Annotated in this window: 32 protein-coding genes, 1 tRNA gene and 1 pseudogene; 19 read left to right on the top strand and 15 right to left on the bottom strand. The window is 68.8% G+C overall.

Features of this window, described 5'->3' with window-relative positions:
* The 4 genes from QMK34_RS33510 to QMK34_RS33495 form a co-directional block, all read left to right on the top strand.
* A partial coding sequence (locus QMK34_RS33510) for a TfuA-like protein (protein ID WP_326418686.1) occupies positions 1-1,189 on the top strand: 1,189 nt, incomplete at its 5' end.
* Positions 1,190-1,205: 16 nt separating this feature from the next.
* Positions 1,206-2,417, top strand: a complete 1,212-nt coding sequence (locus QMK34_RS33505; RefSeq protein ID WP_326418685.1) for a YcaO-like family protein — start codon at positions 1,206-1,208, stop codon at positions 2,415-2,417.
* Positions 2,414-3,094 carry a TfuA-like protein gene (locus tag QMK34_RS33500; protein WP_326418684.1) on the top strand — a complete coding sequence of 227 codons (681 nt, stop codon included), beginning with the start codon at positions 2,414-2,416 and terminating at the stop codon, positions 3,092-3,094. The genes QMK34_RS33505 and QMK34_RS33500 overlap by 4 nt, the downstream gene beginning before the upstream one ends.
* Positions 3,094-4,359 carry an MFS transporter gene (locus QMK34_RS33495; RefSeq protein WP_326418683.1) on the top strand — a complete coding sequence of 422 codons (1,266 nt, stop codon included), beginning with the start codon at positions 3,094-3,096 and terminating at the stop codon, positions 4,357-4,359. Before QMK34_RS33500 ends, QMK34_RS33495 begins: the two co-directional genes overlap by 1 nt.
* An 80-nt stretch (positions 4,360-4,439) precedes the next feature.
* On the opposite strand, the gene QMK34_RS33490 is transcribed toward QMK34_RS33495, so the two are convergent.
* Positions 4,440-6,938: an endonuclease/exonuclease/phosphatase family protein gene (locus tag QMK34_RS33490; protein WP_326418682.1), complete on the bottom strand. Its 2,499-nt coding sequence runs from the start codon at positions 6,936-6,938 to the stop codon at positions 4,440-4,442.
* Positions 6,939-7,064: 126 nt separating this feature from the next.
* On the opposite strand from QMK34_RS33490, the pseudogene QMK34_RS33480 reads away from it, so the two are divergent.
* The 3 genes and pseudogenes from QMK34_RS33480 (at position 7,065) to QMK34_RS33470 (ending at position 10,004) form a co-directional block, all read left to right on the top strand.
* Positions 7,065-8,110: pseudogene (locus QMK34_RS33480) on the top strand (CapA family protein).
* 37 nt (positions 8,111-8,147) lie between these two features.
* Complete coding sequence (locus QMK34_RS33475; RefSeq protein WP_326418679.1) at positions 8,148-9,479, top strand: BNR-4 repeat-containing protein; 1,332 nt, start codon at positions 8,148-8,150, stop codon at positions 9,477-9,479.
* Between the two features lie 303 nt (positions 9,480-9,782).
* Positions 9,783-10,004 carry a hypothetical protein gene (locus QMK34_RS33470; RefSeq protein ID WP_326418678.1) on the top strand — a complete coding sequence of 74 codons (222 nt, stop codon included), beginning with the start codon at positions 9,783-9,785 and terminating at the stop codon, positions 10,002-10,004.
* Here the strand turns inward: QMK34_RS33470 and QMK34_RS33465 are convergent.
* From QMK34_RS33465 to QMK34_RS33455, 3 genes are all read right to left on the bottom strand, one after another.
* Positions 10,001-10,441, bottom strand: a complete 441-nt coding sequence (locus QMK34_RS33465) for a limonene-1,2-epoxide hydrolase family protein (protein ID WP_326418677.1) — start codon at positions 10,439-10,441, stop codon at positions 10,001-10,003. The two genes, QMK34_RS33470 and QMK34_RS33465, sit on opposite strands and share 4 nt — an antisense overlap.
* Positions 10,442-10,534: 93 nt before the next feature.
* The gene (locus QMK34_RS33460) at positions 10,535-11,461 is read right to left on the bottom strand and encodes a TauD/TfdA dioxygenase family protein (RefSeq protein WP_326418676.1); all 927 of its coding nucleotides are present in this window, start codon (positions 11,459-11,461) and stop codon (positions 10,535-10,537) included.
* Between the two features lie 73 nt (positions 11,462-11,534).
* Complete coding sequence (locus tag QMK34_RS33455) at positions 11,535-11,657, bottom strand: hypothetical protein (RefSeq protein ID WP_326418675.1); 123 nt, start codon at positions 11,655-11,657, stop codon at positions 11,535-11,537.
* Between the two features lie 131 nt (positions 11,658-11,788).
* Between QMK34_RS33455 and QMK34_RS33450 the strand changes: the two genes are divergently transcribed.
* From QMK34_RS33450 to QMK34_RS33440, 3 genes are all read left to right on the top strand, one after another.
* Positions 11,789-11,980 carry a hypothetical protein gene (locus tag QMK34_RS33450; RefSeq protein WP_326418674.1) on the top strand — a complete coding sequence of 64 codons (192 nt, stop codon included), beginning with the start codon at positions 11,789-11,791 and terminating at the stop codon, positions 11,978-11,980.
* A gap of 298 nt (positions 11,981-12,278) precedes the next feature.
* Positions 12,279-12,491 (top strand): type II toxin-antitoxin system HicB family antitoxin, encoded by a 213-nt coding sequence (locus QMK34_RS33445; RefSeq protein ID WP_326418673.1) that lies wholly within the window; start codon positions 12,279-12,281, stop codon positions 12,489-12,491.
* Complete coding sequence (locus QMK34_RS33440; protein ID WP_326418672.1) at positions 12,488-12,712, top strand: type II toxin-antitoxin system HicA family toxin; 225 nt, start codon at positions 12,488-12,490, stop codon at positions 12,710-12,712. Before QMK34_RS33445 ends, QMK34_RS33440 begins: the two co-directional genes overlap by 4 nt.
* Positions 12,713-12,844: 132 nt before the next feature.
* Here the strand turns inward: QMK34_RS33440 and QMK34_RS33435 are convergent.
* The 4 genes from QMK34_RS33435 to QMK34_RS33420 form a co-directional block, all read right to left on the bottom strand.
* Positions 12,845-12,935, bottom strand: a tRNA-Ser gene (locus tag QMK34_RS33435).
* Between the two features lie 61 nt (positions 12,936-12,996).
* On the bottom strand, positions 12,997-13,203 hold the full coding sequence (locus QMK34_RS33430) for a CsbD family protein (protein WP_326418671.1): 207 nt from the start codon (positions 13,201-13,203) through the stop codon (positions 12,997-12,999).
* A 98-nt stretch (positions 13,204-13,301) separates the two neighbouring features.
* Positions 13,302-13,763: a nucleoside deaminase gene (locus QMK34_RS33425; RefSeq protein ID WP_442785269.1), complete on the bottom strand. Its 462-nt coding sequence runs from the start codon at positions 13,761-13,763 to the stop codon at positions 13,302-13,304.
* Positions 13,764-13,768: 5 nt separating this feature from the next.
* The gene (locus QMK34_RS33420) at positions 13,769-14,251 is read right to left on the bottom strand and encodes a tRNA adenosine deaminase-associated protein (protein ID WP_326418670.1); all 483 of its coding nucleotides are present in this window, start codon (positions 14,249-14,251) and stop codon (positions 13,769-13,771) included.
* Positions 14,252-14,327: 76 nt separating this feature from the next.
* Between QMK34_RS33420 and QMK34_RS33415 the strand changes: the two genes are divergently transcribed.
* On the top strand, positions 14,328-15,560 hold the full coding sequence (locus QMK34_RS33415; protein WP_326418669.1) for a M20 metallopeptidase family protein: 1,233 nt from the start codon (positions 14,328-14,330) through the stop codon (positions 15,558-15,560).
* A gap of 115 nt (positions 15,561-15,675) precedes the next feature.
* A complete protein-coding gene (locus tag QMK34_RS33410; protein WP_326418668.1) occupies positions 15,676-16,152 on the top strand; it encodes a heme-degrading domain-containing protein in 477 nt (158 codons plus the stop codon).
* On the opposite strand, the gene QMK34_RS48020 is transcribed toward QMK34_RS33410, so the two are convergent.
* Positions 16,084-16,740, bottom strand: coding sequence for a hypothetical protein (locus tag QMK34_RS48020; protein WP_442785268.1), 657 nt, complete (start codon positions 16,738-16,740; stop codon positions 16,084-16,086). The genes QMK34_RS33410 and QMK34_RS48020 overlap by 69 nt on opposite strands.
* Complete coding sequence (locus QMK34_RS48015; protein WP_442785267.1) at positions 16,674-16,964, bottom strand: MFS transporter; 291 nt, start codon at positions 16,962-16,964, stop codon at positions 16,674-16,676. Before QMK34_RS48015 ends, QMK34_RS48020 begins: the two co-directional genes overlap by 67 nt.
* A 59-nt stretch (positions 16,965-17,023) precedes the next feature.
* Here QMK34_RS48015 and QMK34_RS48010 point away from each other — a divergent pair, with 59 nt between their 5' ends.
* A complete protein-coding gene (locus QMK34_RS48010; RefSeq protein ID WP_442785266.1) occupies positions 17,024-17,152 on the top strand; it encodes a hypothetical protein in 129 nt (42 codons plus the stop codon).
* 181 nt (positions 17,153-17,333) lie between these two features.
* Here the strand turns inward: QMK34_RS48010 and QMK34_RS33400 are convergent, their stop codons facing one another.
* Positions 17,334-18,227, bottom strand: a complete 894-nt coding sequence (locus tag QMK34_RS33400; protein WP_326418667.1) for a LysR substrate-binding domain-containing protein — start codon at positions 18,225-18,227, stop codon at positions 17,334-17,336.
* 88 nt (positions 18,228-18,315) lie between these two features.
* Between QMK34_RS33400 and QMK34_RS33395 the strand changes: the two genes are divergently transcribed.
* Both QMK34_RS33395 and QMK34_RS33390 read left to right on the top strand, forming a co-directional pair.
* On the top strand, positions 18,316-19,236 hold the full coding sequence (locus QMK34_RS33395; protein ID WP_326418666.1) for a CoA transferase subunit A: 921 nt from the start codon (positions 18,316-18,318) through the stop codon (positions 19,234-19,236).
* On the top strand, positions 19,233-20,003 hold the full coding sequence (locus QMK34_RS33390) for a CoA-transferase subunit beta (protein WP_326418665.1): 771 nt from the start codon (positions 19,233-19,235) through the stop codon (positions 20,001-20,003). Before QMK34_RS33395 ends, QMK34_RS33390 begins: the two co-directional genes overlap by 4 nt.
* A gap of 117 nt (positions 20,004-20,120) precedes the next feature.
* Here QMK34_RS33390 and QMK34_RS33385 read toward each other — a convergent pair whose 3' ends face one another.
* Together QMK34_RS33385 and QMK34_RS33380 are read right to left on the bottom strand one after the other, a co-directional pair.
* Positions 20,121-20,366 (bottom strand): DUF397 domain-containing protein, encoded by a 246-nt coding sequence (locus tag QMK34_RS33385; RefSeq protein ID WP_326418664.1) that lies wholly within the window; start codon positions 20,364-20,366, stop codon positions 20,121-20,123.
* The gene (locus tag QMK34_RS33380) at positions 20,339-21,064 is read right to left on the bottom strand and encodes a DUF5753 domain-containing protein (RefSeq protein WP_326418663.1); all 726 of its coding nucleotides are present in this window, start codon (positions 21,062-21,064) and stop codon (positions 20,339-20,341) included. Before QMK34_RS33380 ends, QMK34_RS33385 begins: the two co-directional genes overlap by 28 nt.
* A gap of 230 nt (positions 21,065-21,294) precedes the next feature.
* Between QMK34_RS33380 and QMK34_RS33375 the strand changes: the two genes are divergently transcribed.
* Entirely contained in the window at positions 21,295-22,200 is a 906-nt protein-coding gene (locus QMK34_RS33375; protein ID WP_326418662.1) for a dihydrodipicolinate synthase family protein, read from the top strand.
* 178 nt (positions 22,201-22,378) lie between these two features.
* Here the strand turns inward: QMK34_RS33375 and QMK34_RS33370 are convergent, their stop codons facing one another.
* Positions 22,379-23,284: an SAM-dependent methyltransferase gene (locus tag QMK34_RS33370; protein WP_326418660.1), complete on the bottom strand. Its 906-nt coding sequence runs from the start codon at positions 23,282-23,284 to the stop codon at positions 22,379-22,381.
* 517 nt (positions 23,285-23,801) lie between these two features.
* Here QMK34_RS33370 and QMK34_RS33365 point away from each other — a divergent pair.
* From QMK34_RS33365 to QMK34_RS33355, 3 genes are read left to right on the top strand one after another with little or no spacing between them, the layout of a single operon-like run.
* Complete coding sequence (locus tag QMK34_RS33365; protein WP_326418659.1) at positions 23,802-24,851, top strand: fatty acid desaturase family protein; 1,050 nt, start codon at positions 23,802-23,804, stop codon at positions 24,849-24,851.
* A 12-nt stretch (positions 24,852-24,863) separates the two neighbouring features.
* Positions 24,864-25,058 carry an RGCVC family protein gene (locus tag QMK34_RS33360; protein WP_326418658.1) on the top strand — a complete coding sequence of 65 codons (195 nt, stop codon included), beginning with the start codon at positions 24,864-24,866 and terminating at the stop codon, positions 25,056-25,058.
* Positions 25,055-25,213: a DUF6307 family protein gene (locus QMK34_RS33355; protein WP_326418657.1), complete on the top strand. Its 159-nt coding sequence runs from the start codon at positions 25,055-25,057 to the stop codon at positions 25,211-25,213. The genes QMK34_RS33360 and QMK34_RS33355 overlap by 4 nt, the downstream gene beginning before the upstream one ends.
* 122 nt (positions 25,214-25,335) lie before the next feature.
* On the opposite strand, the gene QMK34_RS33350 is transcribed toward QMK34_RS33355, so the two are convergent.
* Entirely contained in the window at positions 25,336-26,397 is a 1,062-nt protein-coding gene (locus tag QMK34_RS33350; protein ID WP_326418656.1) for an RNA polymerase subunit sigma-70, read from the bottom strand.
* Positions 26,398-26,612 lie beyond the last annotated feature (215 nt).

Genomic DNA, 26,612 nt, shown 5'->3' with positions numbered 1-26,612 from the left:
CGGCGACCTCTACCGGCTGCGGCTCGCGAACGGCGACGCAGTGCTCATCGTCGACGGCGTCTACCAGCACCGCGCGCCGGTGCGGCACAAGGAAATCCTCTCGCTGCACCTCGACGGTGTCGCGGTCTACGGCGCCGCCAGCATCGGCGCGCTGCGCGCGTGCGAACTCGACGAGCACGGCGTGACCGGGCTTGGGACGGTGTACGGCTGGTACCGCGACGGCCGGATCGAGTCCGACGCCGACGTCGCGCTGATGCACGGTGACGAGGACGTCGACTTCCGCGCGTTCACCCACGCGCTCGTCAGCGTGCACGACGTGGTCGACCGCCTCGTGCTCGGCGGCGAGCTCGACCTCGCCGCCGGTGCCGCCGTGACCGAGCTCGCGCGGTCGGTCCACTTCGGCGAACGGTCCGGCAGCCGCTTGCGATCCGTGGCACGCGAGCAGGGTCTCGACGCCCCGATGGGGACCATGCTGGCCGCGCTCGCGGGCCCCGGCGGCGACGTCAAACGCAACGACGCCGAGGCCGCCGTCCGCGAACTGCTCGCCACCACACCCACCAGGGCCGTGGTCACCGAGTCCATTCCGGACACTTCCTACCTGCGGGAATGGCGGCTGCACCACGGCCCGGCCACGACCGCCGAGAACAGCCCGACGCAACGCCAGGTGCTGACCTACGCGCAGCTGTTCGAACCGGACTTCCCCGAGCGGCACACCGCGTACGTCCTGGCGAACCTGCGCGCCGAACACCCGCGCGTCGCCGAGAAGGGCTGGCTGGCGGCACTTTCACCCGGCGAGCTCGCGCGCCGGAAGCTGTTGACAGCAGAGGAAACGACCACGCTGAGTGCCGACGAGCGCGCGACCCGCGTGCTCGTGCGCACGTTCCGGCTCCGGTCCGGTCGGCTCGTTTACGAACAGCTCCCCGACGGCCTCGACGAGCTGGTGGGACCGTGCGCGCGACTGCTGCGGCTCAACGAGCAGGCGACCCGAGTCAACCCGCAGTTCCACCCCGCCGACCTCCCGCCGTCCCTGGTCGAGGCCACGTTCCGGGCCCTGTGGCGCACCGGGGACCTCGACACCCACCTGCTCGACCGGGGTTTCCGCGACCAGGAGGACTTCCTGGTGCAGGCCCGCCCGTTCTTCGTCGCCGCCAAAGCCGCGACCGCCCTCTCGGCGGCGGCCGAAGCATGACTGCAAGGGAGTGCCGATGAACACCAGCCTGCGGGACGACCGCACCCTTTCCCTGCGTTCGCGGGGACTGGCCGAGGTGGAGCGGATCGCCGAGGGGCTGCTGGAGCCGCTGGGCATCACCCGGGTGAGTGACGTGACCGGACTCGACGTGCTCGGCGTGCCGGTGTGGCATTCGGTCCGGCCGGACGCCGCCCCCGGGCTCAACACCGTGACCAGCGGCAAGGGCGCCACCTCCCGCGCCGCCAGGGTGTCCGCGGTGATGGAGGCGATCGAGCGGTGGTGCGGCGAGCCGCAAGGCAGGCCTTCGGTGACGGCGTCCTACGCCGAACTCAGCGCCGACCGCCTCGCGCTGGACCCGCGCCGGCTGATCCTCAAGCGCTCACACGAATGGACCCCGGACACGCAGCTGACCTGGTGGCCCACCACCGAACTGAACCGCGACCTCGAGGTGTGGGTGCCCGCGCTGGCGATCTTCACCCCGTTCCCGCCGGAGGCCAACCTGCTGCGGTCGAACACGATCGGCCTCGCCGCGGGCAACGACCTCGACGAGGCCGTGCTGCACGCGCTCTACGAGGTCGTCGAGCACGACTGCACCTCGTTCGCCGAGCTGCTCAGCATCGGCCACCGGGTCCGCCTCGACACCCTGCCCGAGCAGGCCCGCGAGCTGATCGCGATGTTCGAGCGCGCCTCGGTCACCGTCACCGTGCACGCCTACACCAACGGCATCGGCATCCCGACGTTCTCCGCGCTGACCGAGGACACCCACGCCCAGGACGCGATGCTGTTCAACGGCGGCGCGGGCTGCCACCTCGACCCGGAGATCGCCGTCACGCGCGCGATCACCGAGGCGGCGCAGTCGCGGCTGGCGGTCATCGGCGGCGCGCGCGAGGACATGGACGCGCAGGACTACCGCAGGCACGCGTCCTACGACACGGTCAAGGACGCCATCCGGCGCTGGAGCGACGCGCAGCCGTGGTGCGCCTTCGACGACATCCGTTCGGCGACCACCGGTTCCGTCGGCGGCGACCTCGAACTGGTGCTCAAGGCGCTCGCCCGCGACGGCCTGGACCTGGCGCTGGCGACCGAACTCTCGCCGCCGGACTTCCCGTTCTCGGTGGCCCAGGTCGTGGTTCCGGGCACCGAGTTCGCCCACCTCGACCCCGAGCGGGTCGGGGTCCGCCTCGCCAAGGCCCAGCAGCAGCGCACGGTACGGCAGGAGGCGTCATGAAGCTGCTCACCTACGTCGGCACCTCGTTGCGCCCGGCCGACCTCGACGGCCTGCGCGCGCACGCGGCGGAAGCCGGGGTGGACCTTTCCGTCCGCCCGCCCATCGTCCGCCGCGACCTGCTGTCCCTTGTGGACGAAGTCGGGCCGGACACCAGGGTGCTCATGCTCGACGGCGAATTCGGCCAGCAGCTTTCGGTTTCGGTCACCGAGATCCGCGAGTACCTGCGCGGCGGCCGCTACCTCGCGGGCGGCTCCTCGATGGGCGCGCTGCGCGCGGTGGAGTGCCGCACGATCGGCATGCACGCGCACGGCTGGGTAGCCGCGAGCTACCTCGACGGCTCGGTGAACGCCGACGACGAGGTCGCCCTGCTCTACGACCCCGATTCGCTGGAGCCGGTGACGGTCCCGCTGGTGAACGTCCGCTGGCTCGCACACGTGCTGGAGTCCGAAGGCGAGCTCGGTCACGCGGACGCCGCCGAGCTGTTCGCACTCGCGGCCGGAATCCATTACCGCGCAAGGACTCCGGCCGCGCTGGTCCGCGCTTCGGCGGCCCGGCTGCCTCGGCACGCGGCGGATCTGTCCGCCGAATACCTCGCGCCGGACCGGATCGACAGCTGGGACCGCAAGCGCCTCGACGGGCTCGCGGCCGTGCGCGACGAGATCGCCGCGAGCCGTTGATGGCGCTGGCATCGCTGCTGTCCCGGCCGTTCCGCGACCTGCTCCCGGACACCGGCGTCGAACGGCGTTACGTGCTGGTGAGCCTGATCAGTTCGATCGGCACCGGGCTGTTCCTCAGTGGCAACGCCGTTTTCGGCACCCAGGTGGTCGGGCTGAGCGCGCAGGAGGTCGGGCTCTCGCTGTCCGCGGCTGGCGTGGCCGGGCTGCTCGGCGCGGGCACCATGGGCGGCCTCGCGGACCGGTTCGGCGCCCGCCGGATGATGCTGCTGCTCTACACGCTCGAAGGCCTCGGCTATCTCGCGTTCTGTTTCGTCGGCTCGTTCCTGTTGTTCGCCGCGGTCACCAGCCTGCTGGCCGCGATCGGCTTCGGCAAGGGCACGGCGAGCGCGGCGCTGGTCTCGGCGATCGCGGGCGAGGCCGGGCGCGTCCGCCTGCGGGCGCAGTCGAGATCGCTGTTCAACCTCGGGTTCTCGCTGGGCGCGGCGCTGTCCGCGCTGGCGATGACCATCGCCACCCTGCCCGCGTACTACGCGTTGCCGATCGGCAACGCGCTGGCGTTGTTCGCGGGCGCGCTGCTGGTCCGCAAGCTGCCCGAGACCACGCCGTCGGCGTCGCACGTCCCCCGCCGCGCGTTCGCGGCGCTGCGCAACCTGCCGTTCCTGGGCACGATCGCGCTCAACTGCGTGGTCGGCCTGCACGGCTCGATGGTGCTGGTCGTGGTGCCACTGTGGGTGCTGGAGCGGACGTCGGCGCCGCACGCGCTGATCGGCATCCTGCTGGTGGTCAACACGCTGACCTGCGTCCTGCTGCAGGTCAGGGCCAGCAAGGGCACCGAAACCCTGGCCGGGAGCGTCCGGAAGGCCCGGTGGTCGGCGGCGGTGCTGCTGCCCGCCTGCCTGCTGCTCGGGCTGTCCGGCGAGGTGTCGCCCCTGTTCGCGGTGGCGCTGATCCTGGTCGGCTACTTCCTGCTCAGCCTCGGCGAAGTGATGCAGACGGCGAGCGCCTGGGGCATGTCGTACTCACTGGCCCCGAAGCACGCGGAGGCCGAGTACCTTGGCGCGTCGACCATGAGCGTGGCCGGGGAGTCGATCGTCGGCCCGGCGGTCGGCACCTGGGCGACACTCACCTTCGGCCTGCTCGGCTGGACGTCGCTCGGCCTGGTCATCCTCGTGGCCGCGGCCGCCCTCGGCCCGGTCACGGCCTGGACGGCCCGCTCACTGGCCCGCCGCCACCCAGACCCCATCCCAGTCCCCCTACCCGCCTGACCCGTCCGCTCCAAAAAGCCCCTGAAGGCCACCATCACGGCGTTTAACGCCGTGATGGTGGCCTTCAGGGGCAATCAGAATTACGGCTTCGGCAGGTACTTGCCGAGCAGCTGGTCGAGCCAGTCGAGGAAGTCGTTCAGCGAGTCCTGGACGATGTTCCCCGCGCTGGGCCGGAACCGGACGATCTGCGGGTCGTGGTCACTGGCCTGCTGGGCGAACTCGGCGTTGATGTGCACGACGTCGTAGTCCACCCCGCGCGGCGCGTTCGACGCCAAGAGATGGTCCAGCACCTGTGACTGGCCCTCGAACACGTAGCTGTACCGCTCGTTCTCCGGCAGCCCCGCGATGAGGTCCTTGAGCTTGCCGCCCGCGGTCAACGTCTGCACCGCCGCCGAGAACGGGTAGTCGTTGAGGTCGCCCGCGACGATCACGTTCGCGTTCTTGTCCGCGGCGAGCAGCTGGTCGACGAAGCCGCGAAGCAACGTCGCCTGCTTGGCCCGCTGGATCTCCGAGCTGCGCACCGGCGGCTGGTTACGGCCGTGCGTGGGCTGGTCGCCGCCCTTGGAGTTGAAGTGGTTGGCGATCACGAACACCGTGCGGCCCTGGAAGACGAACTCGCCCGCGAGCGGCTTGCGGCTGGAGCCCCAGGCCTCGTTGGTCGGCTCGACACGGCCGGGCGACAGCGTCAGCTGGGCCTTGCCGCGCACCTTCTGCACCGCCACCGCGGTGGTGGCGTCACCGCCAGGACGATCCACAAAGGACACCCGGGCCGGGTTGAACAGGAAGCCGACGCGGATGTTGCCGCCCGGCTGCCCGCCGTCCTGACCGTCCTGCGGGTCGATCTCGCGCCACTGGTAGCGCGGGCCGCCCGCGGCGACGATCGCGTCGGTGAACTTCTGCAGCGTCCGGTCGGCCGCCACGACGCCGTCGTTCGTCGGGCCGGTGTTGTCCTGGATCTCCTCCAGGTTCACGATGTCGGGCGTCGCGAGGCTGTCAACGATGCCGTGCGCGAGCTGGTCGAACTTGGCCTGGGTGTCCAGCGGCGAAAGGTTCTCGACGTTGTACGTGGCCACGGCCAGTTCACCGGTGCGCTGACGACGGGTCGTCTCGCGCTGCAGGCCGTTGTCCTTGGCAGCGCCCAGCTTCGTCGCGAACAGCGTGTAGCCGCCGAAGCTGCTGTACTCCACCGGCCCGGCGGTCTCGCCGGTGATGACGTCGCCGGTGTTGACCGTCGGGAACGGCTGCTGCGAGAACGGGATGAGCGACTGGACCTTCAGCACGCCGGTGTTGAGCTTGGCGTAGTCAAGGTAGACCGTGCCGCCGCGGGTCGTCGGGTGCTGCTGCGGCTTGGTGGTCACGTAGAGCTCGTTGAACGAGTTCGACGGGCCGACGACGCGGGCGTCGCTGATGCTGACGCTCTCGCTCTCGTGCGACTCCCAGAAGTCCAGCGAGTACTTCGACGGCTCCAGCGGGAGCGCCTCGATATTGCCGCCGGGCATCGGCGCGAGAGCGTCCGGGACGAGGTCCGGGGTGACCACAGTCGGCGCTGGTACGGCGTTCCCGCTCGAGTCGACCGTCCACTGTGCACTGCTGAGCTCGGTGAGCGACTGGTAGACCGAGGTCGCCGGGGCGTCCGGGTAGAACTCGCGCACGGTGCCCATGGCGGTCACCGCGTCGCCGACGGCCACCGCGGGGGTGACCGAACCGCTGTACACGAACAGGCCCTCGCTGGTGCGCGGGTCGGCGTCCGGCTTCGGGTCGGTGATCCAGAAACCACGCGAGGAGCCGAAGGTGCGCAGCGCCGTGACCACGCCGGTCACCTCGCTGACCTTCTGGTCCTTGAACGGCGAAATCCGCGTGGTGCCCTGGATGTCGTGGATCTTCGCGGGCACCCCTGGCGGGCCGCCGGGATCGCCGCCGCCGGTCGTCTCCCCCTTGGAGTTCGTCGGCGTCGGCGCACCGACGGTGAAGTCGGCGGCATTGTCGTCCGTGTCGGCCAGCGAGGCGGCGCGGGCGGCCGAAGTCGTGTTGGACGTCGCCGCGGTCGGGTTGCCCTCGCGCACCGTGGCCGTGCCGAAGCCGACCAGGTCCTTGACGCGGACGTCGGCGGCGCAGTCGGCGGCGGTCTTGCAGGTCAGCGGCGCGGTGCCGTCGACAAGCGCGACGGAACCCGCGGTCCCGGACAGCGCGATCGTCCCGGTCGCATCGGGAGCAGGCAGCGCGACGGTCCCGCCCGCGCCCTTCCCCTCGGCGACCAGATACCGCCCGCCCGGCGCGACGCTGCCGGTCAGCGGCGTGACCGACCAGGTGCTCGACGCGCTCGGCGAACCGGGCAGGTACTGCACGCTGAACCCGGCCACGCTCGCGGCGGCCGCACCACGGTTGGCGAGCTCGACGAAGTCATTCGTCAGAGTGGCCCCGGAGTTGCCGCCACCGCCGTAGACCTCGGCGATCACGGCGTCGGCACTCGGTGTCGCGAGCGCGGCGGGCGCGGCGACCCCGGCCAGCACCAGGCCTGATGCGACGGCAGCGATCAACGTCGCTCTTTTAACAGGTTTGGTCACCCTGAGTCCCCTCATCACGTCATCGGTCGAGGCATCGTCCCCCGAACAAGTGAGTAACAGGAAGACGAAACTGCAACAATTCGTGACAAGTATTCGGAGAAGCCACCCGACCACCGCATCAGGTTTAGTCACAATGGCGTAATGATCAAACTGCTACTGGGCGGAGACGTGAACATTCAGGGCCGCACCACCCCCGCGGCCGCGTTCCGGCACCTCCTGCCGCTTTTTCAGGCCGCCGACCTGCGGTTCGTCAATCTCGAAGGCCCGCTGAGCGGCTCCGCCGGACAGACTCCGGGAGCGGACATCCCGCACAAACCGAACTGGACCCACGCCGATCCCACGATGGTCGCAGCGCTGACCGCGGCCGGGATCGACGTCGTTTCCTGCGCCAACAACGTCACCTATCCGCCATCCGCCGCGATGGCGAGTCTCGGCGTACTCGACAAAGCGGGCATCGCCCACTGCGGAGCGGTGAGAATTTCGCCGCCGCGCACGCCCCGGCCGTGGCCGAACACGGCGGCCGACGCATCGCGTTCCTGGCGTACACCTCGATCTGCTGGCCGGTCGGGCAGGCCGCGACGGAGGACTCCCCCGGTGTCGCGGAGGCCTTCGCGCTGACGTCCTACCAGCCGGACTACCGCGTTTCGGACGTCCCTGGCAGGCCGCCGACGATCCTGACGAAGCCTGTTCCCGAGCACCTCGGAACGCTCATCACCGACCTCCGCCGGGCCAGAGCGGAGCACGACGTCGTGGTCGTGTCGATGCACTGGGGAATCCCCGGCGACCGGCTCGCCGACTACCAGATCGAGTACGCGCACGCGGCCGTCGAGGCGGGCGCCGACCTCGTCGTCGGCCACGGCCCGCACAGCGTCCAGGCGGTCGAGGTGTACCTCGGCCGCGCGATCCTCTACAGCCTGGGCAACCTCGTCTTCGACTGGCAGGCCATGCGCGGCCGTCACCTGGACGGCCTAGTAGCCACCTACACGTTCGGCGCAAGCCCGGAGCTCGTCCTCACCCCCGTCCGCCGCAACGCCGAAAACGACGCGGAACCGCTGACCGGCCCCGAGGCGGACGACCTGCTGCAGCAGGTCGCGAGGCTGTCCGCTGAGCGCGACACCATGGTCATCGCCGACGCCGGATTCGCCACCGTGAACGGACTGGAATCGCACCACCCGTTCGTGCAATGATCAGGGTCCGCCGCCTGCTACACACAGGAGGCGTTCTATGCGAAGGGCTCTTCGCGCGCTCATTCCCCTCACCGCGGCAGGTCTGCTGATCTCGGCGGCCCCCGCACTCGCCGCACACCGGGCTCCCGGCTTCTCCGTGACGACCACGGCGAGCTCCGTGGCGTCCCGCAGCGACCGGCGCCCGGACGCTGGCGGGTTGTACGACGCGGCCTCGAACAAGACGTTCATCTCGTGGTCCGGCCAGGCGGCCGACACCTACGTCCAGGCCTACGACCACCGCACCGGCGCCTGGACCGCACCCAAGCGGATCGCGGCCGGGGAGTCCGGCTCGCACAACTACCCGACGATGGTCGAGGCCGCCGACGGCCACCTGCTGATCATCCGCGGGATGCACAACACCCGCACCGTGATCAGCCGCGCCCCGCGGGCGCATTCGCTCGACGGCACCTGGACCGAGACCGAGGTGGCCGCCGGTGACGCGGCGAGTTACCCGATGCCGGTCAAGCTCGCCGACGGCACGCTGTACGTGTTCTACCGCGAGACCACCAACCAGGTGGACCCGGCGGCCAACACCGACTTCCGGCCGATGAAGTACATCGTGTCCAAGGACAGCGGCAAGACCTGGCAGAACTCGGTGCAGCTCACCGGGAAACCGCGGGCGTTCGGCTCGTCCGGGCGTGCGGACCACCTGGACGAGATCTACGTCGGGCAGCTGCGCTACCAGCGGGAGACCGGGCGGATCCAGTTCGTCTACACCCTCGCCGGTGGCGGCCCGGACCAGCACAAGCACGACGTCTACCACCGCGACGTCTACTACCTGTCCTTCGACCCGCGCAGCCTGCACTTCTTCTCCGCGGCCGGGCGCGACCTCGGCACCCAGGTGGACGACCAGGAGCAGGAGCAGTACCTCAAGGTCGCCGACACCCCGATCGAGCTCCCGGGCGGGGTCAAGTCGCCGGACTACATCCTGCAGGTCGGCAGCCAGTCCGACGGCAAGCCGTTCGTCACCTGGTTCCAGTTCGACACCGCCGGCGCCCCGCACGACCACGCGGCGGCCTGGACCGGCCGCAAGTGGGAGTCCCGCGAGGTGGCGACCGGCCTGCGGCTGCGGGAGATCGAGCCGCTCGGCCACAACGTCTGGCGGGTCTACGCGACCAGGGACGGCCTGCCGGACATCGAGACGTACCTGCTCACGGGCGGCCGCGTGTGGAAGGCGGAAAGCGTTATCAAGACGCCGAAGCCGGTGCAGCGGGTCGAGGTGATCACCGGTTTCCGTGATCCGGCGCGGATCCTCGCCAGCGGCGCGTCCACGGCGCGTGACGTCTCGGTGGCCGACGGCGACATCTACGTGGCGGGCGTCGAGCGGTAACACGAGCCCCGCGTCGCCCGGAAGGCGCAATTGCCTTAAATGAACCTCAAGCTTTCCGCCGGGGCGGGGAAACCGCAGTACTTTACTGGTGGGCGGCCGGGCAGGGGGGAACCTCCCGGACGGCCACATCCACACCTCAGGAACCGGGGGTCGGTCACACTGGCAGGATCCTGATCGGAGTGGACGTCGTGTTGGGGAGCGCGACGGAAAGGCTGGACCGCGGGCGGCGCCCCAGGGGGACTGGGGGGTGGCGCCGACCCGCGGCAAGCCGAACGGCGAGCTCGCGCGAAAAGAGGCCCTGCTATGTTGCCTTTCCTCGCAATTGGCGCGTTTTTCCTTGTGCTGCTGGGAATCGCGGCCGCGGCCGACCTCCTGGACCGCAAGCGCGGTGGCACCAGGCGGATTCTGCTGCCGAAGCGCTCGGCCCGGCTGCGTAACGTGGGGCTGGCGTTCAACCCCACCGACATTCAGGACCTGGACATCCGGGCCCGTTCGCCCCGCGAAGAGGACGAGCGGCGGCGCTAGCCCCCGGACCTGGACCGATAGCGGCCCACCAGAGTCCTGACACCGCTGACGGCGGCCCGGCCCGTGCCGCGTGCGCACGCCGCGAAGACCGTGGTCCAGTCGAAGTAGTCACGCCAGAGCGTGATCTGTCCATTGTGGACCTCGAAGACGCCGCGCACCCAGAACTCCGCGTCCCACGCGCCCGCGCGCAGGACGTCGGTGCGCTCGGTGAGCACGATCGGCCCGGCCGCGGCGATGTTGTGCGTCCGCGCCTCGAAGCCGGTGCCGAACCGGGCCAGCAGCCGCAACTGCTTGGCCACGGCGTCGATGCCGCGCGCGGGCGGCAGGGGCACGTTCTGATACCTCACGTCGCTCGACGTGTACGTCAGCGCGCGGTCGATGTCGAGGTCTCCGAGCGCGGCCAGAAAAGCGGTCACCACAGCCTTGGGATCCGTCATTCCCGCACGCTACTCGCCAGTACCCCACAACGCGTCAACGAAACACACCTTCTCGCGCGCAAGAGACCGCAACTCGTCGACGAGTTGCTGGGGTCAGAAGGGCCGGTCGCCCGCGATGGCGACGCGCTCGGCGATCCGGACGTGCGGGTGGTAGTCGTTGACGGCGTAGTGCTGCGTCGCGCGGTTGTCCCAGAACGCCACCGAGTTCTCCCGCCACGAGAAGCGCACCTGGAACTCCGGCACGTGGGCCTGCAAGAACAGCAGCCGCAGCAGGCGATCGCTCTCGGCTCGGTCCAGGCCGACGATGTGCGTGGTGAAGGCCTGGTTCACGAACAGCGTGCGCCGCCCGGTCTCGGGATGGGTCCGCACCACCGGGTGCTCGGTCGGCGGGAACTCGTCCTGGAACCCGGCGAGCACCACCGGATCGGAGAACCGGTCGAAACCGGGGAGGTAGTCGTGCACCGCGGTCAGCCCGTCGACGCGCTCCCGGACGTCGGCGGGCAGATTGTCGTAGGCGGCCGCCATGTCGGCCCACATCGTGTCCCCGCCGACCGGCGGCACCTGGACCAGCCGCAGCACCGAGCCGAGTGCCGGGTTCGGCCGGAAGGTGACGTCGGTGTGCCAGATGTTCTCGTAGCCGGGCATGGACGCGCTGCGGGAGAACCGGGTGACCTCGTCCGTGTCCCCCTTCGGGATGAACGGATTGGTCTCGAGCTCACCCCACTGCGCGGCGAACGCGCGCTGCTGCGCCGGGGTGATCCGCTGGTCACGGAAGAAAAGCACCTTCCACTCCAGCAGCGCGCGGTTGAGCTCGGCCCGCAGCACCGGGCTGACGGGCTCGCCGAGGTCGACGCCATGGATCTCGGCGCCGATCACCCGGCCGAGCGGACGCAGGGCGAAGAGCTCGTACGGACGCTCCTCCACACCTTCGGGCAGGCGGCGCAGCACGCGCGGGCCTTCGAGGACACCGTCGGCGGGAACGAGGGCTGGACGCAGGCGGACAGGCATTTCCACAGACATGAGGGGGCTCCAGAAAAAGGGTGTGCGAGTACGACCACGCAAGCCGCGTGGTTCGGAGGGCGGAAGAGACTCGCTACGCGGGAGGGGAGCCGAGACGGCCGCGCCGGACGAGCAGCGCGGCGACGCCTTCACCGATCGTGCGCTTGAGCGCGCCGACGGGCAGCGGGATGAGCACGAGATCCCGGGTTGCTGGCATGGCCCCATACTCGGTGGTCAGCGCGGTTTGGTCAAGGCTGGCCAGCAGGTGAAACGTCACCGGGAGTCCGGCAGGTCGAACGCGGGCTCCAGCCAGCCGCCCGGCTCCTCCGCTCGGCGACTCCTCCACAGGTGCTCGGTCAGCACTACTCGGACACGCTGACCGCGACCGATGAGACGGCGGTGGCGGGCTTCCACCTGGCGGACCAGCTCGACGAGCTATCCGTCGGAACCGCACGGCAGTCGACGATGATCGCCGCCGAAGCGGGCCCCGCGGCGAAGTGGTGGAACCGGCAGGGCGCCGCCGGACGACCTGAGCCGTGAGCTGACCGCACTCGGGCAAAGCGGAAGCGCCGGTCTCCTGAAGGGAGACCGGCGCTTCGGCGGTGCGGTGGCGGTGGGATTTGAACCCACGGACGGGGATTAGCCGTCACACGATTTCGAGTTCCGATCCATCCGGTTCAGGGGGTTTACTGGTGTCGCCCACCTGGTCAAGCAAGGAAAGCTGAAACAGGTGCGACATTGTGAACGGGGCTGAACTGAGACCAGGACTGAGACGGTACCGAGTCAGACCGACTGCTTCAGCTGTCCCCAGAGCCGCCCGAGGCTCTACCCTGGGTACATGTCGAACGTGTTCACCGCCGCGGTCCATCAGGAAGAGGACTGGTACGTAGCGCAGTGCCTTGAGGTCGATGTGGCTAGCCAGGGCGAGACCGTCCGCGAGGCCCTGGCCAACTTGACAGAGGCCGTTGCGCTGTACCTCGAAGAAGCCGACGATGCTCACCCGACCGCTACGCCCCTGGTGACGTCCTTCCAGGTGCCCGGCGCCGCGTGAGTCCAGCACTGTCCGACATCCCGGCGCGCAAGGTCATCCGCGCCTTGGAGTCCGTCGGATTCGTCTACATCCGCACGAAGGGCAGTCACGCTGTCTACCGGCACGCCGATGGCCGCGTCGTCGTCATCCCGCAGCATCGCACCCTCAAGCGCGGCACGCTAGCCTCCATCCTTCGCCAAGCCGGTTTCACGGCACCGGAATTCCTCGACCTGCTCAAATAACTACCTGCGTTGCCCGAGGATTTGCATGGCCGCACCAACCCTCGAAGAGCACGATCCTCAGGACGGCCTGATCGCGAGACAGCAAAACGCCGGGTGACCCGCTTCAGGGTCACCCGGCGTTTTGCCTGGTTATGGCGGTGGCGGTGGGATTTGAACCCACGGACGGGGATTAGCCGTCACACGATTTCGAGTCGTGCTCCTTCGGCCGCTCGGACACGCCACCGCCAAGAACGATACCGGACGGTGTGCGCAGCCCCGCGCCGGGTCCGCACGACTGCCTCGCGCTAGCTGTTGAACTTGTCCTTGAGGTCCTGGACGCCGCCCTCGGCCTTGTCGCGCAGGTCGTGCCCCGCCTCCTTGACCTCGCCCTTGGTCTGGTCGGCACGGCCCGAGTTCGCGAGGTCCTCATTGTTCGTCGCTTCGCCGAGCTTTTCCTTCGCGGTCCCGGCGGCCTGCTGAGCCTTGTCCTTGGCCTTGTCGAAAATGCTCATGAGTACGACGATCCTTTCGCCTGGCGCGGTCACGCGGTGCGGCCGTCTACCGGAGGGGTACCCGAGGTCGCGCCGATGACACCTGGCGGTGAGCCTGATCACCCATCCGTGGGGCGGCGACGTCCGGCGAAGAACGTCTCCAGCAGGGCAGCGCACTCGTCCTCCAGCACCCCGCCGACGACCTCGGGCCGGTGGTTGAGCCGCCGATCGCGCACCACGTCCCACAGCGAACCGACCGCGCCGGTCTTGGGTTCCCAGGCGCCGAACACCACCCGTTCGACGCGGGCGAGCACCAGCGCGCCGGCGCACATCGTGCAGGGTTCCAGCGTCACCGCCAGCGTGCAGCCGTCGAGCCGCCAGCCGTCGCCGTGCACCAGTGCCGCCGCGCGCAGGGCGAGGATCTCGGCGTGGGCTGTCGGGTCGCCGAGCTCTTCCCGCGCGTTGCGGGCGGAGCTGAGCGGGGTGCCGTCCGGGCCGAACACGACAGCGCCGATCGGCAAGTCGTCACCGGCTCCCCGCGCCGCCAGCAGCGCGGCGCGGACGGCGGAGACGTCGTCGATCCGGCTCAGCTCTCGTCCAGGAACTTGGCGAACTCGTCGGCGAACCCGCAGCGCTGCGCGACCATCTGCAGCTGCTCGTCCGGGTACAGGTCGACCTCGCCGACGATGACCTGCAGCTCGCCACCGGGCAGCCCCAGGTCAGCGAGGATTTCGAGGTCGCCCTCCGGCCAGACGGACTCGTCGTCCTCGTCCGGCGGATCGACGCGCAGGACGTCGAGGACGTCCGCCGCGATGTCGTAGTCGAGCGCCGCGGCCGCGTCCGAAAGCAGGAGCGCCGGCCCCCGCGGACTCGGCCGGACGATCACGAAGAACTCGTCGTCGACCGCCAGCAACCCGAACGCGGCGCCCGTGGAACGCAACTTGCCGAGCTCCGTGATCGCCGCGTCGAGCTCACCCAGAGCCTCGGCTTCAAGGGCACTGCACCGCCACCGACCGTCCTCCCGCACCACAGCCACCGCGAAGCCCGTGATCGGCTCTTGCACCGCCATGCGCATACCGTATTCCGCCCCTGCCGCGAACGCACGCACGGTGCACCCGAAGCGCGGTTAGTGCCACTATCGAGGCATGACCGGACCTACCGACCTGCCCACCCTGCCGGACGCACGCTTCGCCGGATTACTCGACGAAGCGCGGGCGCTGCAGCCGGAAACCGTAGAACTCCGCCGTGAACTCCACCGGAATCCGGAGCAGGGCCTCCAGCTGCCGAAAACACAGGCGTCGATCCGGCAGGCCCTCGACGGGCTCCCCCTGGAGCTGTCGGAGGGAAAATCGACGACTTCGCTGACGGCGGTCCTGCACGGCGCGAAGCCCGGTCCGGCGGTGCTGCTGCGCGGCGACATGGACGCCCTGCCACTGCAGGAGGAGAGCGGGCTCGAGTTCGGCTCCGACGTCGACGGCACGATGCACGCCTGCGGGCACGACACCCACGTCGCGATGCTCGTCTCGGCCGCGAAGCTGCTCGCGGCGCACGCGGGCGAGCTCACCGGGTCGGTCGTGTTCATGTTCCAGCCCGGCGAAGAGGGCTTCCACGGCGCCAGGCACATGATCCACGAAGGTGTCCTGGACGCCGCTGGACCGCGCGTGGAAAAGGCCTTCGGCCTGCACATCTTCGCCGAGATCGAGAACGGGGTCGTGCAGACGCGACCGGGCCCGATCATGGCCTCGGCGGACAGCTTCAGCGTGCGCGTCACCGGCAAGGGCGGCCACGGCTCGTCGCCGCACAACGCGATCGACCCGGTGCCCGCCGCCGCCGCGATGGTGACCGCGCTGCAGACGATGATCACCCGGCGGGTGAGCGTGTTCGAGCCCGCCGTGGTCTCGGTGACGCGGATCGAGGCGGGCACGACCACCAACATCATCCCGGAGATGGCCGTGCTCGAGGGCACGATCCGCACCCTGTCGGAGAAGACCCGCGCGTTCGTCCGCGCCGAACTGCCCAAGGTCTGCGAGGCGATCGGCACCGCGCACGGCTGCCGCGTCGCCGCCGACATCGACCCCGGCTACCCGGTGACAGTGAACGACGAGGAGGTCGCCGAGCAGGTCCTGGCGCTGGCCGGGGAGGTCCTCGGCGGGCACAACTCGGTCAAGATGGCCGACCCGATCATGGCTGCCGAGGACTTTTCCTATGTGCTGCAACGAGTCCCCGGCGCGTTCGCCTTCCTCGGCGCCTGCCCGCCCGGCAGCACCCCGGAGGACGCCCACGCGAACCACTCGAACAAGGTCGTCTTCGACGAGGACGTGATGGCCCACGGCGTCGCGCTCTACGCGGCCTTCGCCCTCGACGCGCTGCGCGGCTAAGGCTCGTTTCAGTGCGCTCTGAAGGCCACCATGAGGGACTCAGACGCCCTCATGGTGGCCTTCAGAGACTTCTGAGCGTCTAGCAATTAGACAACAGTGTTGATTTAATGGCCCCATGAGCACCGAAACCGAACTCCTCGCGGTCCTGACCGAGCAGGAGGAGCGGCTCCAGTTCAGCCGTTTCGACAACGAGACCGCCCTCGCCCTCGGCATCCAGCTGCTGGAGGCCGCCCGCGAACAGGGCCTGCCGGTGACGATCTCCGTGCGCCGCAACGGCCAGCGGCTGTTCCACGCCGCGCTGCCCGGTACAGCGGCCGACAACGACGCGTGGATCGAGCGCAAGAGCCGAGTCGTCGACCGGTACGGCCACAGCTCGTTCCTCATCGGCACGCGCTTCCGCGCGAAAGGCGGCTCGTTCGAGGAGCACTCACGGCTCGACCAGGATGTCTACGCCGCGCACGGCGGGGTGTTCCCGGTGATCGTCAAGGATGTCGGCCCGATCGGCACGGTCGGCGTTTCCGGGCTACCGCAGGCGGCCGACCACACTTTCGTCGTCGAGCAGCTCGCGCTCTTCCTGGCCGAGCGGGACTGAGCGTTCGTCGTAGTTGGGCAGCGCGAGCATGCAGCCCAGCGTCAGCACGACCCGCAGCACCGCGAACACGATCACCGCGGTGATGGATCCGGTGACGTTCACCAGGAACTGCCCGGCGATCGGCGTGGTGCCGCCGAGGATCGTGCCGCAAAGCTGGTAGCAAAGGGAAATCCCGGTGTAGCGCACGTGCGCCGGGAAGCGGCTGGCGAGCATCCCCGCCAGCGCCGCGTAATACAGGCAGTGCGGGATGGTCGCGACCACGACGCCCGCCATCGCGACGGCGCAGTCCCCGCTGCTGATCATGACGAACATCAGCTGTGTGACGTTGGCGATCAGGATGATGGTGAGGAACGAACTCCGGTCGAAGCCGACGCTCGAAGTCGCCAAGGACAACGCGAAAGTCGACTTGAAGTAGGTCGCGGAAAGCCCGATCGTGCAAGCGCCGATGCCCAGCACGATCAGTTTCGGATGGTTGCGCAGCACCTCGGTGAGCGGCAGTTTCGCGACCTTCTTCCCCGCGATCAGCCCGGCCATCGCGGGCGATTCGGTGACCTTGAGCCGGCTGAACAGCGGAACGGGATCCGCCACCCCCACGCGACGAACTGGTCTTCCGGAAGCTGGCTGATGGCAAGGAAACTGACCGTGCTCAGGGTGTTCCCGACCGGCGAGCCCTGCTGCGCGAACGCTCCATAAAGGATCGACTGGCCCTTCGGCGCGTGCTCGGAGGCGATCAGCACCGACCCGCCCGACTCGCCGCCGAGACCGATGCCCTGGGTCATCCGGATCACCACGAGCAGGATCGGCGCGGCCACGCCGATCGTCGCGTAGCAGCGTCTTCTTCCGGCCGAGCCGATCGCCGATGTGCCCGAAGATGACGCCGCCGATCGGCCGCGCCAGGAAGCCGACCCAGAAGGTCGCGAACGCCACGAGCGTCCCGATCGCGCCTTCCAGCTCGGGGAATGAGACCTTGTCGAAGACCAGGGCGGACGCGGTGCCGTAGATGTAGAAGTCGAACCATTCGATCGTGGAGCCGATGAAGGCCCCGATCCCCGCCCGGTTCGCTGGTCTTCTTCGAGGTCCCTGAGGCGCTCACGCCCCTGTGATGGCGGTTAGGGTGCCAGCCGCGACCCAGACAAGTCCACTACCGAATGCCCGAGCCAGTGAGACGTTCGAAGTCTCAATCAGCCCGGTGTGGGCAGCGCGGCTTCGGCGACCGCGAGCACGGTCCGCAGTGCCGCCGACGGGTTGTCGGCCCGCCACGCCAGCGCCGCCTGAAGCCGGATCCCGGGCCCGGCCAGCGGCCGGTAGACCAGCCCGGTCTGCTGGATGTGCTGACAGGAGGTCAAGGTCAGCGTGACGCCGACACCGGCCGCGACCAGCGCGAGGATCGTGTACGAGTCGGGCGCCTCCTGCACCACGCGCGGGGTGAACCCGGCGGCCACGCAGGCCTGGACGGTCGCCTCCCGCACGGTCGAGCCCGCGTTCGCCGGAAAGCTGACGAACACCTCTTCGGCCAGCTCGCCGATCGGCACCCGATCGAGCCGCGCGAGCGGGTGATCCGAGGACAGCGCACAGATCAGCTCCTCCTCCCCGATCACCCGAGCGCGGACACCCAGGTGGGTGACCGGCAACCGGACGAACCCGAGATCCAGCGACCCGTCGGCGATGCGGTCGAGGGCGACGTTGGCGTAGGTCTGCCCGCGCATGACCAGCTCGAGATCCGGATGCGCGGCCCGGACGGCCCTGGTGAGCAGCGGCAACGCCTCATGGCTCGACGCCCCGGCGAACCCCACCGTGACCCGCCCGAACTCGCCCCGCCCCGCCGCCTTGACCGACCGGACAGCGAGGTCGAGGTCGTCCAGGACCGTGCGCACGGGCTCTAGGAACGACTCCCCCGCGCTGGTCAGCCGCACCGAACGGGTGTTGCGCTCGAAGAGCTGGACACCGAGCTCCTTCTCGAGCTGGCGAATCTGCTGGCTCAACGGCGGCTGCGCCATCTGCAGCCGCTTGGCGGCACGGCCGAAATGGAGCTCTTCGGCGACCGCGAGGAAGGCCGTCAGGTAACGCAGTTCCACCGGTTGACCTCGATTGATCTGCTGGGCGTCTTGATGTCACCTTAATTCAGTATTGTACGAAATCAATGCCACCTGGCACGGTGGGCAGATGCCCGACAAGACCACGACGATGCGGGACGCGATCGCCGAGTTCGTCCGCGACGGCGACACCGTGTCACTCGAAGGGTTCACCCATCTGATCCCGACGGCCGCCGGGCACGAGATCATCCGCCAGCGCCGCCGCGGGCTCACCCTGGTGCGGATGACCGCGGACATCGTGACCGACCAGCTGCTCGCGGGCGGCTGCGTGACGAAGCTGATCTCGTCCTTCGTCGGCAACTCGTCCGCCGGATCGCTCGGGGAACTCCGCCGCCGCATCGAGCACAGCGACCCCGAGCCGCTGGAGTTCGAGGAGTACAGCCACTACGGCATGATCTGCCGCTACCTCGCGGGCGCGCAGCGGCTGCCGTTCTACCCGCTGCGGTCCTACGGCGGAAGCGACCTGCCGTCAGTGAACCCCGGCCTGCGCAAGGTCACCTCCCCCTACGAAGACGGCGAGCAGGTGTACGTCGTGCCGCCGGTCAACCCGGACGTGACGATCGTCCACGCCCAGCGCGCGGACCGGTCCGGCAACACGCAGATCTGGGGTCTCACCGGCATCCAGGCCGAAGCCGTGTACGCGGCGAAGCGGGCTGTCGTAGTGGTCGAGGAGATCGTGAGCGACGAGGTCGTCCGCTCCGACCCGAACCGCACGGTGATCCCGGCCCACGCGGTGGACGCCGTGGTCGTCTGCCCGCGCGGCGCACACCCGTCGTTCGCCCAGGGTTACTACGACCGCGACAACGCGTTCTACCGCGCCTGGTCGCAGATCAGCAAGGACCCCGAGCGGCTCCGGACATGGCTCACGGAGTGGGTCCTCGACACACGTGACCACGCGGAATATGTCGACAAACAGGGTGAACAGGTATGGACAGGTCTAGCCGTGGGTGACGCGTACAGCGAACCGGTGAACTACGGGAGGCGGCTGTGACCAGCACATCTGTCACTACCTCGTCGGAGCTGCTGTCGGTCGTCGCCTCGCGGGAGCTGGCGGGCAAGCGGACGGTGTTCGCCGGGATCGGCCTGCCGACGCTGGCGGCCTCGCTCGCGCACCTGACGGTCGCGCCGGGGCTGGAGATCGTCTACGAGTCCGGGGTCTGCGGGGCACATCCGTCACACCTGCCGGAGACCATCGCCGACGCCGTGCTGATCACCGGCGCCGAAGCCGTGCTCTCGATGCCCGCGCTGTTCGGTTACGTGCTCCAGGGCGGGCACATCGACGTCGGTTTCCTTGGCGCGGCCCAGATCGACCGCTGGGGCAACCTCAACTCGTCGGTGATCGGCGACTGGGAGAACCCCGCGGTGCGGCTGCCGGGGCCCGGTGGCGCGATGGAGGTGATGGCAAATGCCCGCGAGGTCTTCGTGGTGATGCGCCGCCACGATCCAAGGTCCTTTGTGGACACTTTGGACTTCTGCACGTCACCCGGTCCGGACCGCGCGCTGGCCGAGGGCATCCGCCCGCTCGGCATCGGCGTGACCCGAGTGATCACCGACCTCGGCATCCTCGCCAGGGACGGCGTCGGCGAGCCATTGCGCCTGGTCGCGACCCATCCCGGGGTAACGGTTGAACAGGTACGAACAGCTACCGGCTGGGAGCTGGAAACGGCGGCCGAGATCGCCGTCATCGCGCCACCCACGGAGGCGGAACTCGACCGGCTTCGCCACGAGGTCGACCCGGGCCGGGTGTACTTGCGTTGACCTTCCACAGGAGTTGTCCACGTGTGGACAACTCCTGTGGACAACTTCCTTTCGCCCCAAGGGACTTTGCACCGGCATAGCCATCTGCACGCGCATCTGCCCACCCGGGACTGGAAATCAGGGCGTCACAGCCGCCAGGAACTCTCGCCAGGCTGACGGGGCAACGGTGAGATGCCCGGCTTCGGGAGCCTTCGAGTCTCGGACCGCCGTGACGGCCAGGTCAGTCGCGACCTCGACACAGTCGTTGCCATTGGCATTGCTGTAGCTGCTCTTGTGCCAGGCAACCTCGACACAGTTGTTGCCTTCGACCGTGCTGTGACTGCTCTTGTGCCAGGTCAGCCCGGTTTGCTCGGGGGTGGGCATGCGGGTGTGGCCTCCGCTCGATCGTAGGCACTTGCCAGGTCGGCAAGCCATGCCCGCGATTCTCCCTCACTCAAGGCCGCTCTGTTGAGTCTTGACAACATGCCGCGATAGGTAGCTACGTCTTCGGGTTGTTCAAGAAAAATTCCGACGTTGAGACTCTCGGCATAGGCCAACGGCGTGTACCGCTCATAGTCCATTACGCGGTAGCCACCTCCCCACGCCCCGAACGGCCCTGCGGAGTCGAGTACCACCCACAGCGTGCAGTGTTCCTGCGCTCCGGTCAGCATCAGATACAGCAGTTGCTCACCCATCACCTCAGCGTCGCCGATCACCGTCCGCAGTGCGTGCTCCTGCAGGTAGAAGGTGCAGATGGGCGGCTCAGCGCGATGCAGCAGGCCTTGGCGGGCCAGCCGCGCCTGCACCCTCAACTCAATTTCGTCAGCAGGGCGGGTGGAACCCCAACGAAACATTGCCCGGACATATGCGTCGCACTGCAAGAGGCCGGGCACGACCAGTGGTTCGTACTCGGTGATCGTCCGGGCAAGACTTTCCTGAACGATCAACGATCGAAGCTCTTTCGACAGGTCCAGGCCGTGGGGGCGTACCCAGTAGCCGTCGTTGGGCTCGGCCGCCAGCGCCACCAGTCGCTCGTAGTCCGGATGCCGCAGCGGGCCGCACGCGGCGAGGTACGCCGCCACGTCCACCTCCGTCGTCGCCTGAGTTCCTCGCCCATTTCGCGTGCTCGCGCCGTGAACACCGGTCGGGCCTGTCCGCTCATGCCTTCACGCTAGAACGCCGACGCGACCGCGCACAGTCACGCCACGGCGGTTTCACCGCAAAGGACTCACCCCGTGCGAGCACGCACGACGTCACCGGTCCACAGTGATAAGTTCGTATGAAACATCGTATATCAGATCGGACCAACGCGATGAGCTTCGATGAACAGGCCCGGCGGCTCTCCGGGGTCGTGGCCATCCCGATCACCCCGTTCGACTCGACCGGGGTCGTGGACCCCGGCACCTGCGGCAAGCTGGTGGACCGGCTGGTCACCGGCGGCATCGAGGTCGTCACGCCCAACGGCAACACCGGCGAGTTCTACGCGCTCGACGAGCAGGAGGCGCGGCTCTGCCTCGAAGTGACCGTCGAGGCCGTCGCGGGGCGCGCGAGTGTGCTCGCGGGGGTGGGCCATGACGTCGGCACGGCGATCCGCGCGGCACGGCACGCGCGGGAAGCAGGTGCGGACATGATCATGATCCACCAGCCAGTGCACCCGTACCTCTCCGCCGACGGCTGGGTCGACTACCACCGCGCGATCGCGGACTCGGTGCCGGAGCTCGGCGTCGTGCTTTATGTGCGGAATTCGGCGATCGGCGGCGAGCAGCTCGCCCGGCTCGGCGACGAGAGCCCCAACGTCGTCGGGGTCAAGTACGCGGTGGCGGATCCGGTGCGGTTCGGCTCGGTCGCTCGGGATACCGGTATGGACAGGTTCGTCTGGATCGCCGGGCTGGCCGAGCTGTCCGCCCCCGGCTACTTCGCCTTGGGGGCCACCGGCTTCACGTCGGGTCTGGTCAACGTCTCGCCGGAGCTCTCGCTGAGTCTGTTCCGCTCGCTCTCCACCGGCGACTTCGCCGGGGCGATGACGGTCTGGGAGCTGATCAGGCCGTTCGAGGAAATGCGCGCGGCGAACGGCAACGCGAACAACGTCAGCGTGGTGAAGGACGCGCTGGCACAACTGGGCCTCTGCCTACCCAACGTGCGCCCGCCCAGCACGCTGCTGACAGGCCCACAGCGCGAACAACTCTTCGCCCTACTCAGCTCCTGGGGCCTTCCCTGACAAACCTCCCGAACCCGCACAGCTGCCCCTGAAGGCCACCATGACAGCGTCTAACGCCGTGATGGTGGCCTTCAGGGACCTCTAATAAGCGAAGGGTCACCTTGGTGCATCCTCCGTCCCCGATTTCAGCGTGCGCTGAAGGCCACCATGAGGGACCTAGACGCCCTCATGGTGGCCTTCAGAGGCAACCAAGCCGGTCGGTCTGGGGCTTGGTCGCGAAAATCCAGCGCGAGTTCGCGAGGGCGTCCCGCACCTCGGGTTCCGGGCCGCGTCCGTACTGCCGTGTGAATTCGAACGCGGTGTGGCTCGTCACCGACCAGCCGCGCGCGGCCACCGCTGCCACGGAATCCGGCCGGGGGTCGGGGTCGAACAGACTCGGCAGGTTGACGCCGAGCTCGTCCTCGGTGTTCTCGTAGATCGTGTCCTCACGGATTTCGGCAGTGTCCTGGTCAAGGAGAATCTCGAACGACAGGGCGCTTCCCGCGGCCGACAGGCTGTCCACACTCGCCAGCAGCCGCTCCTCGACGGCGGCTGGGAGGTAGGTCAACAGCCCTTCGGCCAGCCAGGCGGTCGGAAGGGCCGGGTCGAACCCGGCGGCCGTCAGCTCACTCACCCAGCCTTCGCGCAGATCCACGCCGAGGCGGTGATTCGCCACCTTCGCAACGGCGTCCAGCCCAGCCAAGACGCTTTGCTTGAACGCCAGCACGCTCGGCAGGTCGAGCTCGAACACGACCGTGCCCACAGGCCAGTCGAGCCGGAACGCCCGCGTGTCCAAACCGGCTCCGAAAAGGACGATCTGCCGCGCGCCCGCGTGCGCGGACCGGAGCAGGAACTCGTCGAACACCCGCGTCCGCAGCCCGTAGTAACGGCCACCGCGGCCCCACACCGGATCGGCGTCGCCGCCGGGGACATCCTCGATACGCGTGGGCAGCGGGGTGCTCACCTGGGCGGCACGGACGAAGTGCTCGGCGTAGGGATCGGCCACGAGACTGTCACGATGGTGGGTCTCGATGGCCCGGGCCGAGGCCACCATCAGCGCCGTCAGCCCCACACCTTCGGTGACCCCCGGGCCAGCCTGTTCCATCAGTGGATCTTCGCACAGCGACCACCGCGACGGGGACGGAAACCAAGCCGGGCCGACCACTCCTGCTACGGAGTGATCGGCCCGGTTGACAGAATCATGGGTCGAGGCCACCGGGTTCGCTTCGGCACGGCCCACGTGGGCGCCTCGGGCGTCGTCAAGGACGAGGCCGGCAGCGGCTCGCCGGCCGAACTGGCCGGTAGGACCACGTACGACGAAGCTGGCCCGGAGTCGGGCCGGTGCTCCTGTCTCCGATCGGACAACGCGACCGGACGGAACCGGGGGTACGCCGACCCGCTGGCCGACGCTGTTTCCCTCGATGCGTGCGACTCTACGCCGGATCCGGCGTCATGGTGAGGTTTGCCTTCCCAGCAGACCAATGAGACCCTAGAGGCAGATCGCGGAGTTACCGCGACGTCTTGCGGCCCCAGTGCCTCTCTCCGCCGAAACCGGACCCCGTCGGTGGCCGGATTTCCCCTTGCTGGACAAGCCTCTCGTACGAACCAGAGCGGGGTAACCCATGACCTCAACCAGACCCTCCGACACGGTGGCTACACCGCTGCGACACAGCACAGAGTTCGCCGAGCTGACCAAGTTGATCAAGGAAGCGGGCCTTCTGAAGCGAAGGCGGGTTTACTACCTGGTGAGGATCTCGCTAAATCTACTCGCCTTCGCGGGTGGCTGGGTAGCTTTCGTCCATCTGGGAAACTCTTGGTGGCAGCTGCTCCTCGCGGCGTTCTTCGCCATGATGTTCACGCAGCTTTCGTTCATCGGCCATGACGCGGGCCACAAGCAGATCTTCCGCAGCCACCGCGCCAACAACGCGACCGGTTTCCTCCACGGCGGGCTCGTCGGGATGAGCTACGGCTCGTGGGTCAGCGTCCACACCAAGCACCACGCCAACCCGAACCACGAGGACTCCGACCCTGACGTCGACATCGCCGCGCTGGCCTTCAGCCGCGCGCAGGGTCACGGCAAACGCGGTTTCCTGCGCTGGATGGCGAAGTACCAGGCGTTCATCTTCTTCCCGCTGCTGCTGCTCGAAGGCCTGAATCTGCACGTTTCCGGCATCCAGGCGATCATGAAGCGCGACGTCAAGCACCGGATCCTGGAGTCGGCGCTGCTGCTGGCCCACGTCACCGCCTACCTCACCGCGGTGTTCGTCGTGCTCTCACCGCTGACCGGGATCGCGTTCATCGCGGTGCACCAGGGCCTCTGGGGCGTGTACATGGGCAGCTCGTTCGCGCCCAACCACAAGGGCATGCCGATGCTGTCCGACGGCCACGGTCTCGACTTCCTGCGCAAGCAGGTCCTGACCTCCCGCAACGTGCGCGGCGGTCCGGTCACGGACTTCGCGCTGGGCGGCCTGAACTACCAGATCGAGCACCACCTGTTCCCCGGTATGGCCCGCCCCAACCTCAAGCACGCGCAGGTGATCGTCCGCGAGTTCTGCGCGCGGCACCAGATCGACTACGCCGAATGCGGCTGGATGCGCTCGTACGGCTACGTACTGGAGCACCTGCACTCCGTGGGCGCGCCCCTGCGTGCCGGCGCCACCGCTTCCCCCTGAAAGGGGAACGACATGAACCTTGCCGAGACCAGCCCGGCGACCACCCCGGTCGCCGAGGACCAGTGCCCCAGCTGTCCCCACACCCGGTCTTCCCATGACGTGATCGCACAGCGGTTCTGTACCGCGACCTCAGCAGGCGGCTTCAGCCGTGGCTGCGTGTGTGGCGCGGGGAAGGTCTTCTCAGACCCGACCGAAGGACAGAAATGACAGCCGACACCCACCACGTCTCCCGCTACGAAATGCGGGTCGACAAGGTCGAAGCCATCGTCATGGAGCACTCGAAGCTCGACAAGGAGGCGGCCCACGCGCTGGCCGTGCACATGGTGCACGCCATCGACACGGTCCCCGAATCCGTTCGCTGATCCACTTTTCTCCACAACAGGGCCTCCGGCAACAGGCCCGACCTCGACTGCCCCTGAAGGCCACCATCACGGCGTGTTACGCCGTGATGGTGGCCTTCAGGGGCAGTTCAGGGCGGGCAGGGTCAGGCGGGCAGGGTCTTCGGCAGGCCGAAGGACTCGAAGACCGCGGGCACGAAGTTGACCACCTCGGCGATCTTGCCCTCCACGACGAGCAGCGCGTTGAGCGTGAAGGCCGCGAACTCGCCCGACTCGGACGGCCACTTGATGTAGGTCGCGACCGCGGGATGGCCGTTCGCGCGGGTCGGCAGCATCCGGAACGCGAGCGCGTGCGGGCCGTGCAACGCGGGCTCCCATCCGGCGAGGACCGTGTCGAGGCCGCTGTACCAGGTCGGTTCGGGGCCGTCGTGCCCACCGGCGCCGGGCTGGTGGCTGCACCGGACGTCGTCGCGCAGCAACGCGCCGATCGCGGCGTCGTCGGCTGAGGTGACGGCCGTCATGTAGCGCTGCAGGATCACGCGTTCCTCCTCGCTGGGATCGGTCGCCGGTCCCCAGTCCGCCCGGCGCGCGGGCAGGTGCTCCTTCAGCTGGGCACGGGCCCGCTGCAGAGCGCTGTTGGCCGAAGCCGTCGTCGTCTCCAGCAGGAGCGCCGTCTCCTTGGCCGACCAGCCGAGCACGTCACGCAGGATCAGCGCGGCGCGCGGCCGCGGCGGCAGGTACTGGATCGCGGCGAGGAACGCCAGCTCGATCGTCTCGCGCGCGACAGCCAGCGCGGGCGGCTCCTGGTCGTGGGCCGCGGCGGGCTCCAGGAGCTTGTCCGGGTACGGCTGCAGCCACGGAACGGCCACCGCGGGCAGCGGCGCGAGATACCCGCTCGCGGCCGGGGTCAACTCGGTCGGTAACGGCTTGCGGACGGTGTGGTCGAGGAAGTCGAGGCACGCGTTGGTCGCGATCCGGTAGAGCCAGGCCCGGAACGTGGCCCGCGCCTGATAGGTCTCCCGTCCTCGCCAAGCCCGCAGCAAGGTCTCCTGGACCAGGTCTTCGGACTCGTCGAACGAGCCCAGCATCCGGTAGCAGTGGACCCGCAGTTCACGCCGGTACCGCTCGGTGAGCCCGGCGAACGCCGCCTCGTCCCCGGCGCGGGCCGCCTCGACCACCGCCTTGTCCTCAGCTTCGGCGCTCTGCATGACCGGACCTCCGACTATCGCTGTGTTCACCATGACCGATATGACGGGCGGTCGCCGGAAAACTCATCACCGTGCAGGTCAACCGGGGTGTGGCGGAGGTTACCCGCCCGTAAATAAGACGTCAGCGCGCTGGGCGGAAACGTCAGGAGGACGTTTCCGCGGCGGCCGGGACGGCGAAACCGCGCTGTGCTGACAGTGTCCGAAACAACCGTGAA

Origin of the sequence: Amycolatopsis sp. H20-H5, assembly GCF_035828755.1 — a bacterium.
Classification (GTDB): Bacteria; Actinomycetota; Actinomycetes; order Mycobacteriales; family Pseudonocardiaceae; genus Amycolatopsis.
Note: the sequence above shows the minus strand (reverse complement) of the source record. Positions and strands in the feature narration are given on the sequence as shown.